Source organism: Paenibacillus sp. FSL K6-2862 (assembly GCF_038005125.1).
In the GTDB taxonomy this organism is placed as follows: domain Bacteria; phylum Bacillota; class Bacilli; order Paenibacillales; family Paenibacillaceae; genus Paenibacillus; species Paenibacillus illinoisensis_A.
Genome location: NZ_JBBOSN010000001.1, coordinates 4,729,156 through 4,744,998, shown reverse-complemented (window position 1 = coordinate 4,744,998; position 15,843 = coordinate 4,729,156). Strand labels below are relative to the sequence as shown.

15 protein-coding genes are annotated in these 15,843 nt (G+C 47.0%); 13 read left to right on the top strand and 2 right to left on the bottom strand.

Features of this window, described 5'->3' with window-relative positions; all coding sequences use genetic code 11:
• The first annotated feature begins 61 nt into the window (after nucleotides 1-61).
• The gene (locus MHB82_RS21460) at nucleotides 62-439 is read left to right on the top strand and encodes a DUF5665 domain-containing protein (protein ID WP_375335115.1); all 378 of its coding nucleotides are present in this window, start codon (nucleotides 62-64) and stop codon (nucleotides 437-439) included.
• A gap of 13 nt (nucleotides 440-452) precedes the next feature.
• Here MHB82_RS21460 and MHB82_RS21455 read toward each other — a convergent pair whose 3' ends face one another.
• Entirely contained in the window at nucleotides 453-1,196 is a 744-nt protein-coding gene (locus tag MHB82_RS21455) for a TraR/DksA C4-type zinc finger protein (protein ID WP_095359446.1), read from the bottom strand.
• Nucleotides 1,197-1,415: 219 nt separating this feature from the next.
• On the opposite strand from MHB82_RS21455, the gene lspA reads away from it, so the two are divergent.
• From lspA to MHB82_RS21415, 8 genes are all read left to right on the top strand, one after another.
• On the top strand, nucleotides 1,416-1,910 hold the full coding sequence (gene lspA, locus MHB82_RS21450) for a signal peptidase II (protein WP_095290000.1): 495 nt from the start codon (nucleotides 1,416-1,418) through the stop codon (nucleotides 1,908-1,910).
• A 55-nt stretch (nucleotides 1,911-1,965) separates the two neighbouring features.
• Nucleotides 1,966-2,886, top strand: coding sequence for an RluA family pseudouridine synthase (locus MHB82_RS21445; protein WP_375335122.1), 921 nt, complete (start codon nucleotides 1,966-1,968; stop codon nucleotides 2,884-2,886).
• 109 nt (nucleotides 2,887-2,995) lie between these two features.
• A complete protein-coding gene (locus MHB82_RS21440) occupies nucleotides 2,996-4,249 on the top strand; it encodes an LL-diaminopimelate aminotransferase (protein ID WP_341175777.1) in 1,254 nt (417 codons plus the stop codon).
• A 185-nt stretch (nucleotides 4,250-4,434) separates the two neighbouring features.
• The gene (locus MHB82_RS21435) at nucleotides 4,435-5,346 is read left to right on the top strand and encodes a decaprenyl-phosphate phosphoribosyltransferase (protein ID WP_445671270.1); all 912 of its coding nucleotides are present in this window, start codon (nucleotides 4,435-4,437) and stop codon (nucleotides 5,344-5,346) included.
• Nucleotides 5,347-5,382: 36 nt separating this feature from the next.
• The gene (locus MHB82_RS21430; protein WP_341175776.1) at nucleotides 5,383-6,015 is read left to right on the top strand and encodes an HAD family hydrolase; all 633 of its coding nucleotides are present in this window, start codon (nucleotides 5,383-5,385) and stop codon (nucleotides 6,013-6,015) included.
• Complete coding sequence (locus MHB82_RS21425; RefSeq protein WP_110821575.1) at nucleotides 6,012-6,332, top strand: EamA family transporter; 321 nt, start codon at nucleotides 6,012-6,014, stop codon at nucleotides 6,330-6,332. The genes MHB82_RS21430 and MHB82_RS21425 overlap by 4 nt, the downstream gene beginning before the upstream one ends.
• Entirely contained in the window at nucleotides 6,319-6,639 is a 321-nt protein-coding gene (locus MHB82_RS21420) for a permease (RefSeq protein ID WP_341175775.1), read from the top strand. The genes MHB82_RS21425 and MHB82_RS21420 overlap by 14 nt, the downstream gene beginning before the upstream one ends.
• 55 nt (nucleotides 6,640-6,694) lie before the next feature.
• Nucleotides 6,695-7,996 carry a DUF6080 domain-containing protein gene (locus MHB82_RS21415; protein WP_341175774.1) on the top strand — a complete coding sequence of 434 codons (1,302 nt, stop codon included), beginning with the start codon at nucleotides 6,695-6,697 and terminating at the stop codon, nucleotides 7,994-7,996.
• A gap of 137 nt (nucleotides 7,997-8,133) precedes the next feature.
• Here MHB82_RS21415 and MHB82_RS21410 read toward each other — a convergent pair whose 3' ends face one another.
• Nucleotides 8,134-10,809 carry a YhgE/Pip domain-containing protein gene (locus tag MHB82_RS21410; protein ID WP_341175773.1) on the bottom strand — a complete coding sequence of 892 codons (2,676 nt, stop codon included), beginning with the start codon at nucleotides 10,807-10,809 and terminating at the stop codon, nucleotides 8,134-8,136.
• Nucleotides 10,810-11,472: 663 nt separating this feature from the next.
• Here MHB82_RS21410 and pyrR point away from each other — a divergent pair.
• The 4 genes from pyrR to carA all read left to right on the top strand — a co-directional run bounded on the left by pyrR (nucleotide 11,473) and on the right by carA (nucleotide 15,842).
• Entirely contained in the window at nucleotides 11,473-12,036 is a 564-nt protein-coding gene (pyrR, locus tag MHB82_RS21405; protein WP_095290017.1) for a bifunctional pyr operon transcriptional regulator/uracil phosphoribosyltransferase PyrR, read from the top strand.
• Nucleotides 12,036-12,947, top strand: coding sequence for an aspartate carbamoyltransferase catalytic subunit (locus MHB82_RS21400; RefSeq protein ID WP_375335121.1), 912 nt, complete (start codon nucleotides 12,036-12,038; stop codon nucleotides 12,945-12,947). Before pyrR ends, MHB82_RS21400 begins: the two co-directional genes overlap by 1 nt.
• A gap of 124 nt (nucleotides 12,948-13,071) precedes the next feature.
• The gene (locus MHB82_RS21395; protein WP_341175772.1) at nucleotides 13,072-14,376 is read left to right on the top strand and encodes a dihydroorotase; all 1,305 of its coding nucleotides are present in this window, start codon (nucleotides 13,072-13,074) and stop codon (nucleotides 14,374-14,376) included.
• Between the two features lie 323 nt (nucleotides 14,377-14,699).
• Nucleotides 14,700-15,842 carry a glutamine-hydrolyzing carbamoyl-phosphate synthase small subunit gene (gene carA, locus MHB82_RS21390; protein ID WP_095359436.1) on the top strand — a complete coding sequence of 381 codons (1,143 nt, stop codon included), beginning with the start codon at nucleotides 14,700-14,702 and terminating at the stop codon, nucleotides 15,840-15,842.
• Nucleotide 15,843: the final 1 nt, after the last annotated feature.

Genomic DNA, 15,843 nt, shown 5'->3' with positions numbered 1-15,843 from the left:
GTATCTTGGCTCGTTTGGTTTTTATGCAAATGGGCAATGATTTCTATTGTGCAGTTACTCTATGATACCAAAGGAACTGAGCGAACACATGAATGAAGACAAGCAGGCATCGTCCGCTTCACAATCCAATCCACCACGCAGCGATAATGACAAAATTGAGGAACTTCATACCCTGACGAACCGACTCGCTAACGAGCTTGAGCGTTCACGTATCGCACAATATACGGAATTGTTGAATCGACCGTGGAAACTGATTGGGCTCAACCTGTTATCAGGCGCAGCACGAGGTGTAGGGATCGCCATTGGTTTTACTTTTTTTGCGGCCACCATCATTTATGTGTTACAGGTGCTGGGAGCCCTCAATCTGCCAATCGTAGGAGATTATATTGCAGATATCGTCCGTATCGTACAGCGTCAGCTTGAATTGAACACATATTAGAGGTGCAGCATGTCTAGTACATGTCATATGGATCAGAATCGTTGTCAATCTCGAGCAAGCCTTCACCCTCACGATTCTCCAAATACTGCCGGTACTGTCTGTTGCGAACGATGGATACGTCATGACCATAAATATCGGTTGCTACGAAGCTCTCATAGGCTTCGACGCAGCCCTCAACCTCATCTGTAGCTTCAATGGCCATGACATCGTAACTGTCAATATCGCGACCTTCAGCCATGGCTGGTGTGTTCGATGTGCCCCAACTTTCAACGATCTGCCACGCATCTTCACCATCGAAGCCGTTCTGATCATCACGCTCATCGAGGCTCGTGCGTCCAAAGGCCGGAGCGAGGAACTCTTCTTCCACTGGGCGGTTATCGGATACAACCGTTTCAGGCTGATGTTTTTTGCAGTACTTGGTGTAAGGAACGGCTTGCATACGCTCGTAAGGAATGGGCTGCTGACAAACTGCGCAAGTTCCGTAATGGCCTTCTTCGATGGAATGCAGGGCAGAGTCGATACGCTCCAATTGGAATTCATCATGCTCCAAAAGGGAAATATCTTTCTCCCGGTCATACATTTCGGTAGCTACATCACCGGGATGATTATCGATAGAAGATAATTCACCCGTTTGAAATCTCATGGACCCGCTGAGGCCGTAATGGTCATTTTGCTCAAGCCGATGTTCAATACCACGTTTTTCAGCCATCAATTGGGAACGCAAGGATTGGATTTGTTCTGAAGTAAGATGTGCCATCGTTTTCCCCTTTCTGTCCGTCTGGAATCCGAATTTGGTCTCTGGTCTAGGATGTGCCAATCAGCCCTTGATTACAGGAGGGAAATGTTATCGATTTTGCCATTAAGAAAGGGAAAACGCCTGTCGTGGACGACTTCCAAACAGCTGTGCTACAATGAACAAGTCTGGCGTAAAGCCTGGTATGGTTTGGAAAAGACAAGAACGGAGTGACGAACAAACGTGGTGTATTATATCCTCGCTTTTATCGTATTTTTGGTGGATCAGGGAACAAAGTATTTAATTGCGACCCAAATGGAACTTCGGGAAGAAATTCCGGTTATAGGCAATTTCTTTGTAATCACCTCACATCGCAACTCAGGCGCAGCTTTCGGTATTTTGCAGGACCAACGCTGGTTCTTTATCGTCGTTACTGTGATCGTGGTGATTGCTTTGATCTGGTACTTGCAAAAAGTAAAAAACTCCCCGCATAAATTGCTGCCAGTAGCACTCAGTCTGGTGCTTGGTGGGGCCATCGGGAATTTCCTGGATCGCGCTTTGACGGGTGAAGTCGTGGATTTTGTTCAGCTTAATTTTGGCAGTTATACGTTTCCGATTTTCAATATCGCCGATTCGGCCATCTGTATCGGGGTTGCACTGATAATTGTTGAGACGTTTCTTGAGGGACGGCGCGAGAAGGCAGCCGCGAAGATTGAAGGGAATGAACATCATGAGTAAAATGCACAATGAAGAACAAACTACTGGGGATACGTCTGCACAAGACGATGACCTGATGAATGACAATGAACGATTGGAATGGACCGTTTCGGCTGAACATAAGAAGGAACGCATTGACAAATATATTACTGAAGCAATGGATGATGTCTCCCGTTCTCAGGTCCAAATATGGATCGGAGATGGTCTGGTTACCGTAAACGGGGCTGTTGTAAAGGCTAATGCCAAATTGGCTGAGGGGGATCTGATTGAACTTCAGGTTCCTGAACCAACGGCAGTAGAGATCATTGCCGAAGATATCCCGCTTGAAGTGGTATATGAGGACAGCGATGTCATCGTCATTAACAAACCACGTGGTCTTGTGGTACATCCGGCACCTGGACATACATCAGGTACACTTGTTAATGCTCTCATGTATCACTGTAAAGATCTTTCCGGCATTAACGGAGAGCTGCGTCCTGGAATTGTGCACCGGATCGACAAGGATACGTCAGGCCTGCTGATGGCTGCCAAAAACGATCGGGCTCACGCCTCACTGGCTGCCCAGTTGAAGGATCACAGTGTAAATCGCCGGTATATTGCACTTGTTCATGGTCATTTGAGTCATGATCAGGGAACGATCGATGCGCCTATTGGACGTGATACTAATGATCGTAAAATGTATACCGTGACCGAGCGGAACAGCAAGCATGCTGTCACGCATTTTAATGTTATGGAGCGAATTAACGATTATACACTGCTTGAACTGAAACTGGAAACAGGTCGAACGCATCAGATACGTGTGCATATGAAGTTTATTGGTCACCCGCTTGTGGGAGATCCAATCTATGGACGCAACAAGGGTATCAAAATGAACGGACAGGCATTGCATGCCGCGGTTCTTGGTTTTGTTCATCCGGCAACAGGCGAATACATGGAATTCTCTGCTCCGCTTCCACAGGACATGGAAGATGTTCTTGCTTCACTGCGCAGCCGCTGACCCCTCGGGAAAGTACAAATGTTCGGATACTTTGTCCATGGCTAAACATGGGCAAATGCTTCATATTAGATTGTAGAAATTTGCGTCAAATGAGGAGATGAACATGAGTATGAGTATCGATAAATATCAAGAAACATACATTCAAACCAATTTTGCCGACCGTATTGGCGGCTCCAACTATGGTAAAGACACCAACATTTATAAATTCGAGAAAATCAAACGCGCCAAAGCTTCGGCAAAGAAAGATTTTCCCAATGTTGAACTGATCGACCTTGGCGTAGGTGAACCGGATGAGATGGCTGATGCAGGCATCGTAGCTGCACTCGCGCAAGAAGCTTCCAAACCGGAGAACCGTGGTTATGCTGATAACGGAATCCCTGAATTCAAGGAAGCGGCAGCCGCTTACCTGAAAAATGTATTCAATGTTGAAGGCATTGACCCGGCAACGGAAATTGTGCACTCCATTGGGTCCAAGCCAGCTCTGGCAATGATGCCTTCGTGTTTTATTAATCCAGGTGATGTAACGATCATGACGGTTCCTGGTTATCCGGTTATGGGTACACATACCAAATACCTGGGCGGAGAAGTCTACAACATCCAACTGACGAAGGAAAACAATTTCCTGCCTGATCTGACAACCATCCCTGAGGATATTGCAAAACGTGCAAAATTGCTGTATTTGAACTATCCAAACAACCCGACAGGTGCTGGCGCTACGGTTGAATTCTTCACTAAAGTGATTGAATGGGCGAAAAAGTACAGCGTAGTTGTTGTTCACGATGCTCCGTATGCTGCACTGACGTATGACGGCAATAAACCATTCAGCTTCCTGTCCGTACCTGGAGCGAAGGATGTTGGCGTTGAGCTGCACTCCTTGTCCAAGTCTTACAACATGACAGGATGGAGAATTGGATTTGTTGCAGGGAATCCGCTCGTTGTTAAAGCTTTCAGTGATGTGAAGGACAACAACGATTCGGGTCAATTCATCGCGATTCAGAAGGCTGCTGCCTACGGTCTGAACCATCCGGAAATTACGGAGAAAATCGCAGAGAAATATTCCCGTCGTCATGACCTGCTGGTTGCTGCGCTGAACGAACTTGGCTTCCAGGCGGAGAAACCGAAAGGTTCATTCTTCCTGTATGTTGAAGCTCCAAAAGGTGTAGTAGGAGGACGTCGTTTCGAGTCCGGGGAAGACTTCTCCCAATTCTTGATTCGTGAAAAATTGATTTCTTCTGTACCTTGGGATGATGCAGGTAACTTTGTTCGTTTCTCCGTTACCTTTGAAGCCAAAGGGGAAGAAGAAGAGAAACGCGTTATCACTGAAATCAAACGTCGTTTGAGTGACGTACAATTCGAATTCTAATGGAATTCACCAATACAAGTGAATGAAATAAATCGAGAGACCGGAGACGGTCTCTTTTTTTATGTCCGTAATTTTATAATAAATTCCGTTTTATCCCTTTACAAAATTACCCAACCAACTTATGATTAAGTCTTTACGTTATTTTTATATACAGAAGTAGGTTTGGAAGGGAGTTATGGAAATTGTTGACTTCAAGAACAAATACGGTGTCCTCACATACAGCAGCAACGGGTAATACCATGACAGGGTTGTTCAAGCTGCTGAGACCGAAACAGTGGACCAAAAATTTGCTGTTATTTGCTGCGTTATTGTTTTCCTTTGAGGAAATTCGCACAGAGACCATTTTATCAACCTTGCTTGGTTTTATTTTGTTTAGCCTCGTTGCAGGCTGTGTGTATATTTTAAATGATTACGTGGATCGGGACAGGGATCGACAGCATCCGGTGAAGCAGTTCCGGCCGATTGCCTCTGGACAGGTCCAACCTGCCTATGCTCTGCTGTTTGGCATAATCCTGTTGATCCTTACTGTAGGCATTGCTTTTGTGATGAACCCGCTCTTTGGTGGACTATGCATTGTTTATTTCCTGTTGAACGTATCTTACTCTTTTGTGCTCAAACATCTCGTTATTGTGGACATGATGACCATTGCAGCAGGATTCGTTCTTCGTGCCATAGCAGGAGGTGTATTGATTCATGTACCTTTTACACCCTGGTTCCTGATCTGCACCATGCTGCTGTCCCTGTTTCTGGCGATTGGCAAACGGAGAAATGAGCTTACTCTGCTTGAGGGAAATACCGGTTCACATCGTAAGGTGTTGGATAACTACTCCGTAACACTGCTGGATCAGTTTAATACCATCGTGACGACAGCAACGATTATTAGCTACTCTTTGTTCACCTTCACCTCTGACCGTACAATTCACCTGATGTGGACCATTCCGCTGGTGATCTACGGCATGTTCCGATATCTGTATCTCATTCATATGAAAAACCAGGGGGGCTCACCGGATCGTGTTTTGTTTGAGGACAAGCCCATTTTGGTTACTGTCATTCTGTACGTGGCTAGTGTTGTGGTCATCTTTGCGATTTTTGAATAAGGAACTTATCGATTATAAAGTTTGAGGGGGATCAGGGTGAGAAGCAGTAAAATTGCCATTTTTGATATTGATAAAACGATTATACGCTCGGATTCGATGTTTCAGTTCGTGCATTACGGCGTTCGCCGTTACCCTGGGCAGGTATGGAGACTTCCGCTTATTGCCTTTCATACCGCGATGTTCAAGGCGGGGCTAATGAGTGTGGAACAAGTCAAGCGTTCATACTTTAAGAGTATTGAGCGCATGACCGAACAGGATCTGGAGCATTTTTTTGAAACCCGATTGCGGACTGCCATTTTTGCAGAGGCCAGTGTTGAAATGCAGCATCGCAAGGAAGCGGGTTATCATGTGTTGCTGGTGACTGCGTCTCCGCATGCTTATATGAAATATTTTAAAAATTTTCCTTGGGTAGACCATGTCATTGGAACCGAACTCGTGCGCCACCAGAATGGGTACACCTGTACGATCGAGGGCGTTAATTGCAAAGGAGAAGAGAAGGTACGTCGGATACAAGCTTACCTGCGTGAGAAAAACATGGTTATTGATTACGAACAGTCCTGCTCTTACTCTGATTCGCTGTCCGATCTGCCGGTGATGCAGCTTGTGGCACAGCGCTATTTTATTAACAGAAGTGTTCCGGATATGGAGGCATTATCGTGGGGGAAATGAAGGGGCGTCATACAGGCAAGGGGTTAATGCTTGTCTCCGCTTTCCTCACGGCCACCGGACAGTTGTTCTGGAAATGGGGGCTGACGGAGTGGATTTATCTGGGCATCGGATTTGTGTGCTATGGGCTGGGAGCCATCTTGATGATTAAGGCTTTTGCTCTAGAAAAGTTGTCTGTGGCTTATCCGTTGATGTGTGCAAGCTATGTTTTTGCGCTCATGTACGGTCACTTTCTGCTGGGAGAAGAGCTCACGATACAGAAGTTTGCAGCCGTTGTACTGCTCGGAATCGGGGTGACGTTAACCAGTGTTGATCGATAGCTGGATGGTAGTTGTACTGATTGTAATGACATTATGCGGTGCTATGGGTGGTGCTGGTTTGAAAGCCTACGCCACAAGTCGCAAAAAGCAGCATGTCCTCATGGGCCTCGGTTTTTATGGTATGGGTGCGCTTCTGAACATTGTGCTGCTGAAGTTCCTTCCCTTAACAGTGGTCCTGCCTGCCAATGCGCTGACGTATGTCTGGACACTTTTCATTGCAAAGTTTGCATTCAGGGAGAAGGTGGGCCCGCTTCGCTGGCTGGGTGTGATTTGCATTATGGGCGGTTTGTGTTTCTTGGTTTGGTAATGCAGATAGGAAGTGTAGAGAGTATTTTGAAAAATGACATATTGGATGTGAATACATGAAATTTCTGGACTACATATGGTATGATCGCAAAACGAATTGGACAGCACTATGCCTTTTCGCTGGATTTGCCCTTTTTTATGCTCTGATGAACGTGCCCTATGTTCTGTACATTGCGGATCAGTCACAGGTTCTTGGAGCATATACCCCGTTTAATACACAACAATTTCCACTGAATTTATTTAATTTTGATCCGTCCATGTACTATGGGGCAAACAGTTCTTCGGTTATTCATCCGTTAATATCATTTCTTGTCGTCACGCTTGGTGCAGTATCGCAGTTGCTGGAAGGGAACTGGTTCTACCTCATTCTGCAATCCCTGATCAATGCCGGATCCGTAGTGCTTGTCTTTATTTTTCTTAGCCATAAGGATAGACAGATCGCAGCACCACTGCTCTTCGCGGTTCTATTCGGATTTAGTTCGTATCTGATGTTTACGGCACTTATTCCGGATTCCTATCCGTATGTACAGTTCTTTATCCTATGGTCCATTCTTTATATGCAATATACACGTGAACGGGATGACGTTCGCTATGTGCCAAATGCCCTGATTGCAACGATCAACTTTGGACTGACCTCAACGAACATTGTTCCTTTGGCTGCTGCTATGTTTTTCAACTGGCGTACCTGGCGCGAGGCTTCAACATGGAAAAAGTATATTGGAATCATGGCACTGGCGGTTGCCTTCATAATCGTATTAACAGGCATTCAGTATGTCGCTTTCGGGGGAAGAAGTTGGGTTAGCAATTGGTTGCTCGGAATCCAGAACGGAGGGACGAGCTATGCTACACCTTTCCAATTTGCGGCTCATTGGAAGGCACTGACTCTGCTGACGATTAATCCGATGCTCTCTCCGAAAGTTCATTTGCTGGATCCGGGGCTGGTTGCTTTTGTAACGGATCTGTCACGCTCCAACCCGATACATGTTCAGCTTGTCGGTATCTTTATCTTGCTGCTGGCGCTGATCGGGTTCATCAAGGGGATCCGTGAACGGGAAGTATGGACTCTTACACCTTATATTTTGTTTGCATTTCTGCTGCATATCGTAGTTGGCTTCGGGCTGGCTGTGTTCCAATACGACATGTACCTGTATGCCGGTCACTATCTGTTTGCTTTCTTCCTGCTTGGTGGAGGGTGGGTGATTGGTCTTCGTCCAGGGATCGGCAAAAAAATAGTGCTCGGTTTACTTTTAATTAGCTTACTGGTGATGGCATCGAATAATATCTACCGTCATGTAGAAACACTGACCACGATCAAACAGTCATACGAACAATTGCAGGAGGCTCAGACTGCGAATTGATGTGAATAGTAAAAGAGAGACAAGTCATATGGATATCATATCCATATGACTTGTCTCTCTTTCTTTGAATTCAATGTGTAATTCGATTCAATGGGTGAATACTAAGCGACAACCCTCTGATGGTTGTTTCATTGAAATCAGGCTATGATTTTGGTCTTCTTTGCATTCTCGGCTGAACGCTTGGTGAGACTGCTAAGGGGACGTTTCAGCACCAGTGCTAGGATCAGACTAAGTGCTATAAATATACACAGCCATAGAATATCCTTGAGAGCAGTCGACCACAGAATGCCACCGACTGATTCACGAAGAAGGCTGATCGCATACGTGAAGGGCATAAACGGATTCAATGCCTGGAAGAAGGGAGAAGTCATGCTGATCGGGAATGTTCCTCCTGAGCTTGAGAACTGAAACACCATGAATATAATCGCAATTCCTTTTCCAATGTTTCCGAACACGGACAATAAGGTGTATGTGATCGTGACGAACACGGCGCTTACCAACATGGCAAACAGGACAAACCATATTTTATCTGCTACATATGTTCCGAGAATCAGCATATCTCCGACCGTTACGCACACAGCCTGAAGCAACCCTATAGTCAGGAACGTACCCAAGCGTCCAAGGTACAATTGGTACCCTCGAAACTTACCGTCCGGATTTTCTGCCTCAGCCCGAAGCAGGGAAATCAGGAGCGTTGAGCCGACCCACAGGGACAGTACGCCGTAAAATGGCGACATGGCCGATCCGTAGTTGGGAATCGGATACAATTGATTTTCCTTGATCTGAACGGGACTCGCAAGAAAGGCGCTCTCTTCCTCAATATCCCCGCGCAGCAGTTTGGCAAGTTCGGCAAATTGATTATTGCCTTCGACCTCTCTGAGTTTATCTGCCGCCTTGCTGATGGCACTTTCCAGATCCGGCAGGTCCTCTCGCACAAGTGTGGCAACGCGGTGCACGCCTTTTTCAACCTCTGGCAATTGATGTTGTACAAAGTCGGATGCTCTGCCAATCTGCTTCTCCGCCTGAGGCAGATCGTTGCGGACAAAATCGGCTGCTTCGTTCAGCTTGGCCCCGACTTTGGGCAGATCATTCTGAATTAAAGGCGCTACGGTATTCAGTGCCTGGATGAAAGCTTCACTTTTACTTTGTAATGTCTGAGAGATTTCATGAATCTTGTTCTGTATTTGGGGCAGATCACTTTGGATTTTTCTTAATTCCGTCTGTCCAAAAGTAATACCTTCCTTGGTAGCTGACAGGATGTCCGCTACATCCGGTAATTTGTCTTGGGCACCTTGTAAAGTATCTGCTGATGCAGAGAGAATAGATTTTAGTTTATCTGCTCCGGTAGTAAGAGCAGGCTCAATTTCAGCATCATACGCTCCAAGGATTCGGTTCACGCCGTTGTTGATTTCCTCTGATAACGTGCTCAGCTGAGCAATGATATCAGCTGGTGGAGTGGTATTGCGACGTAATGCATCGCTGATGATACCGGCAAGCTTCATTTGCAGCTGTAACTTGTCCGATAGGGTATTCAATCTGGTGATTTTATCGGCTAACGGATGGTTTGGAAGGAGATTGTCCATCTTGCCCAATAGGTCGGCCATACTGTCAACCAATTTTACGGCAACGGCAAGCCGAACAGCTATGCTGTCCAGTTCGTCCGCTGTAGGGAGTGCGCTAAGATCCATACTCTGAAGTCGTTTAAACAGATCTCCACCAGCACTTGCGATCTGCTGCACCAGCAATAGATTTTGCCGGATCACTGGTCCGATGGTCTGAAATGCTTCTTCACTGGCATCCACGAAACGATTCATGCCTTCAGCGAGTTCTACTCCGTTTTCGGTAATGCCTGAGACAGTGACAAGTTTATCTTGAGCAGCGGTTACGATAGTTAGAGCCTTGTCCGTTTTGGTTAAAGCCGTATCAATGACACCGGATACTTCACCGAAATGTTCATCCACTTCTTGGATACGTTCGACTGCTTTTCGAATATCCGGAATTCGCTCCTGTATGGCTAGTACCTCGGCAGAGGCATTCATGATCTGTGGCCAATATTCCTGCACCTTAAGTATATACTGTGCCGCTTCGTTCATTTCGGGCAATCGTTTCTCGACTTCAACAATTTTTTGCGCTTCTTTGACGATTTCCGGCATCGCTTTTTCCACTTCCAACACTTTTTGTCCCGCAGACTGTATGGCAGGAAGATTCTTTTCCAGTGTAAAGATTCCATTTTCCATCTTGCGCAGGGTAGGTAGCTGTGCATCGATTTCCACACCAGCTTCCTTTAATTTGGTTAATACTGCCTGACTAACTGCTTCGGTAAAACTTTCGTTTATTTGCGTTGTAATAGAAGAGATACCTGATCCCGTGATTTTGGGTGCAATGGCATTGACTTTCTCGTTCACGGTATAGACGACTTCGGGACGTTCCAGTTTCCCATCGACAATACCGGTGATTTTGGATGAAAAGTCACCCGGGATAAGCAGACTTGCATAATACTCACCCGTCTGCACACCACGGCTGGCCTCCGCCTGATCCACAAATGTCCAACCCAGCTTATGATTCTGCTTCAGGCTGGTCACTAATTCGTCTCCTATGTTAACCGTCGTTCCAGCGACGGTGGCTCCCTGATCTTCCGTGGTTACCGCGATTTTGATTCCTTGAGTGTTGCTGTACGGGTCCCACACCGATTTTACGTTGACCCAGTCATACACCCCGGGCAGTAAAATAATGGCTACAATTAAGAATATGCCGGTGGGTACTTTTAAAATGTGAAGCCAGTCCGTTTTGTAGATTTGCCATATATTACGCATGATGTCCTCCTAATTCAAATCAAATTCCAGGTTTTATATCATTCCCATCTCAGGAAGATACAAATCTTTATGTATATCGGTTCCTATGTACGGAATATGAACGGGCTTGCATTAAAGTTGTTTTACCCCGTTCTTGCGTGATTAATCGATCTTTCCTGTAAGTAATATAAGCAGCTATAAACAGAAGGGTTATATTGGATCGATTCAAGTTTGCAAATACCTATGGATAAATATACAGATTTATTGTATAATTATGAGCAATGAATGAAATGTGATGTGCATGGATGTTTTTCAGCCGACCTGTTGATTCTAAAGGGAAACAGCAGGGGAGTTCGCCTGCTAAGGTGAGGTGTTGACAGGGGGTTGTCTTTCTGTCATAATTCATGAAGATAAACGAACATATTGATCAATAGCGCCCTGTGAGGCACTTCAGTATGTTCGACATGAATAGCACCTTTAAATCAGTCCCGTGAGACTGGCAAGGTAACGTGAACGATACATCGTTTTTTGCTGCGGCAATATAACGGTGCATCCCGAGAGTAAACTTTCTTCAGAGCGGTCTGAAGTTCGGAGACTCCTTGCCAATAAACACGGCAAGGAGTCTTTTTTGTTCTCCTGTCACGGGGCCATGATCTGGAGGGAAATCCTGAGGAGGCTGAACGCATGAGCACAGAAACACATGTCATTATGGATGAAACGGCGATCCGCCGCGCATTAACACGGATTGCCCATGAGATTTTGGAAAAAAACAAAGGGATCGACGGTTGTGTGCTGGTCGGTATCCGTACGCGGGGCGTTTATCTCGCAGAACGGATCGCCGCGAAGATTGAAGAAATCGAAGGCGCCAAAGTCCCCTGGGGAGAACTGGATGTAACTCCTTATCGCGATGACCGCTTGGACGAGAACAAAGCGAATCGCAAGGAACTGTTGACGATGACACCTGAATCACTTTCGATTCATGACAAAAAAGTGATTTTGTTCGATGATGTGCTCTACACCGGTCGTACCATTCGTGCAGCGATGGATGCCCTGATGGACTGTGGAAGACCGCAGAACATTCAGCTGGCCGTACTCGCGGATCGCGGACACCGGGAACTTCCGATCCGACCTGATTTTATAGGCAAAAACGTGCCGACTTCCAAATCAGAGGAAATTGAAGTGGCACTAATGGAAACGGACGGACAGGACGAAGTCAAAATCATTCAGAACCGGGGGGAGCAAGCATGATGATTACACAGACAGCATTGAAGGACCGGAGCTTGCTCGGACTGAAAGAACTTAGTCGCAGTGAGATTGAAGCGATTCTGAACAGAGCAGCCTACTGGGAAGCTCAGAAGGATAAATTGGTACCTGTACTTGAATCACGCTTTGTTGCCAACATGTTCTTCGAGAACAGTACTCGTACTCGCTTCTCATTCGAAATGGCTGAGAAACGATTGGGTGCACAAGTGCTGAACTTCACGGCTGCAGCTTCAAGTGTAGAGAAGGGCGAATCTATTTATGATACGGTACGAACACTTGAATCCATGGGCATTGATGCAGGAGTCATTCGGCTGAAACCAGCAGGTGTTCTGCAGCAGCTGGCACAGAAGGTGAATGTTCCACTGGTAAATGCGGGAGACGGAAATAACGAACATCCAACTCAGGCATTGCTGGACCTGTACACCATGCGAAAAGCCTTCGGTGAGCTGAAAGGTTTGCGTGTATCGATCATTGGAGACATCATGCACAGCCGGGTTGCACGCTCGAACCTGTGGGCGCTGCAAAAGTTCGGAGCAGATGTACGCTTCTGTGCTCCGCAAACGATGCAAGCACCGGAACTGGCAGAGCACGCTCCTTATGTAGGTCTGGATGAAGCACTGAATGCGGATGTCGTCATGATGCTGCGGGTTCAGCTGGAACGCCATAAGCATGGTCTCATTACCTCGGCAGAGGATTATCGCGAACACTACGGATTGACGGAAGAACGGGCGGCACGCCTGAATCCAAACACCATTATCATGCACCCTGCTCCTGTTAACCGGAACGTTGAAATTGACGACGCGGTTGTAGAGAGTACAGCATCGCGGATTTTCCCGCAGATGGCGAACGGTGTTCCGATTCGCATGGCGGTCATGGAACGCGCATTAAAGCTGTAACAGGGTCTGGCTATGGGTCATAGGCTGACAGGGCGGATCTTCTTTAGAACGGTAAAGTATACGATAAATCCAAATCATTCGGTTCCTCTGGGAATCCGGGTGAGAACCGAAGCGGAGGGCAATTATGCTACAGATTATTAAAAATGCGAATGTTTTGAATGCTCAAGGGGAACTCGAACGGAAAACGATCATTATAAATGAAGGCAAGATCCAAAAGATCGTCGGTGTGGAAGACGAAGCGGTCCTGCAAGCAGAACAATCTGCGCACAGCGTTACGGATGCTTCAGGCAAATTGGTAATTCCGGGCTTGATCGACATGCACGTGCATTTGCGTGAACCTGGTTTCGAACACAAAGAGACCATCGAGACAGGTGCCAGGTCAGCGGCCCAAGGTGGTTTTACAACAATCGCCTGCATGCCAAACACAAGACCCGTAACAGATAGTCCGGATGTAGTAAGTTTGGTTCTGAATAAAGCCAAGGAAGCTGATTTGGTAAAAGTTCTGCCGTATGCGGCCATTACCAAAAACGAGCTTGGTCGCGAACTGACCGATTTTGCGGCTTTGAAAGAAGCAGGCGCCATCGGATTCACGGATGACGGCGTAGGCGTGCAGAATGCGCAGATGATGAAAGACGCCATGAGCCTCGCGGCAAGCATGGATATGCCAGTCATCGCTCACTGTGAAGACGACTCTCTGGTTGTAGGTGGATACGTGACTGAAGGAGAATTCTCCAAGCGCCATGGCATCAAAGGCATTCCGAATGAATCCGAAGCGATTCACGTTGGTCGCGATATCCTTCTTGCCGAAGCAACAGGGGTGCACTACCATGTCTGCCACGTAAGCACGGAACAATCGGTTCGCCTGATTCGTCTGGCCAAATCGATCGGCATCAAGGTTACGGCTGAGGTGTGTCCGCATCATCTGGTTCTGTCCGATGAGGACATCCCGGGCATGGATGCCAACTGGAAAATGAACCCGCCACTTCGCTCACCGCGTGATGTGCAGGCTTGCATTGAAGGCTTGCTGGACGGAACGCTGGACATGATCGTAACTGATCATGCGCCGCATAGTGAAGAGGAGAAAGCCAAAGGCATGGAACTGGCGCCATTCGGAATCGTTGGATTCGAAACTGCTTTCCCGCTGCTGTACACCAAGTTTGTAGAAACAGGACTTTGGAGCCTGGACTTCCTGGTTAAACGCATGACTGCCGATCCGGCACGGGTATTCCGACTGGATACAGGCAGGATGGAAGAGGGAGCACCTGCGGACTTGACCATGATTGATTTGAATCAGGAACAGGCAGTTGACCCTGCGACGTTTGCTACCAAAGGAAGAAACACACCATTTACAGGATGGAAGCTGAAAGGCTGGCCGGTACAGACTTGGGTGGATGGCAAAAGCGTGTGGAATAACACGGTACAACAGTAATTCGGTAAACAGATGGATCATTAGCTCTTTATTTAACAAAACTTGAGGCCGATCATGCCGAGAGTGTAAACATACGAAACAAGCAAAGTTGATGTCATGCTTTTGAATTTGGAGGCCAGCGTAACTGCGGAGTGGATAGAAAAGACCTGAAGAAACGAAGTGTTCGCCTTTATCCCCGGATTACCCCATTTGAAAATGGATCAAAAAGTAATCCGGGGGTAACAGCGATTGAAAGGTTTTCTGTCCGCGGAGCCGCACGAACGTAACTCCATGTTCAACTCAGGAGGCATTCAACGTTGATAAACACAGAGGAGTGAAATGGGATGCAGGCACAGGCAAGATTATTGTTGGAAGACGGCACACTGTTCACCGGAAAAGCGTTCGGTGCTGAAGGTGAAACAACGGGTGAAGTCGTTTTTAATACGGGAATTACAGGCTACCAAGAGGTGCTTTCGGATCCTTCTTATTGCGGTCAAATCGTAACCATGACGTATCCGCTGATCGGTAACTACGGCATTACGCGTGACGACTTCGAGTCCATCCGTCCATTCGTGCATGGTTTCGTAGTTCGCCGTCATGAGACAGTACCGAGCAACTGGCGCGCTGAATACAGCCTGGATGATCTGCTGAAAGAGTATGGCATCGTCGGCATCAGCGAAATTGATACACGCATGTTGACTCGCCGGATTCGTCATCACGGCACCATGAAGGGAATTCTCACAACAGGATCGAAGCCTGTGGAAGAGCTGCTGGAGATGATGGGAGACACGAGCATCGCCGAGCTGCGCAACCAGGTACCTCTGACGTCCACGCAGCATGTGTACAACAGCCCGGGAACGGCTGAGCGTATCGTCCTTGTAGACTATGGTGCAAAAACAGGAATTCTGCGTGAACTGAGCAAGCGCAACTGCGACGTTGTTGTCGTGCCGCATGATGTAACTGCAGAAGAGATTCGTCGTCTTAACCCGGATGGTATTCAGCTGTCCAACGGTCCTGGGGATCCAAAAGATGTACCACATGCCGTTAAAATGATCAGTGAACTGCTTGGCGAGTATCCGATCTTTGGTATCTGCCTCGGTCATCAACTCTTTGCACTGGCAGCAGGCGCGGATACGGAGAAGCTCAAGTTCGGACACCGCGGTGGTAATCACCCAGTCAAAGAACTGGAGAGCGGACGCTGCTTCATCACATCCCAGAATCACGGTTACACGGTTAACGAAGAGTCAGTGAAAAACACTGAATTGGAAGTTACACACATCAATAACAATGACAAGACCATTGAAGGTCTGAAACATAAAACATTCCCTGCGTTTTCGGTACAATATCACCCGGAAGCAGCGCCAGGTCCTTATGATAACAGCTATCTGTTCGACCGTTTCATCGAAATGATTCGTGAGCACAAAATCACTAACCCGCAAAAGCCGCGTCAAGCCGTATTGGCAGCCGCAGTGAAAGGAGCGCAATAAC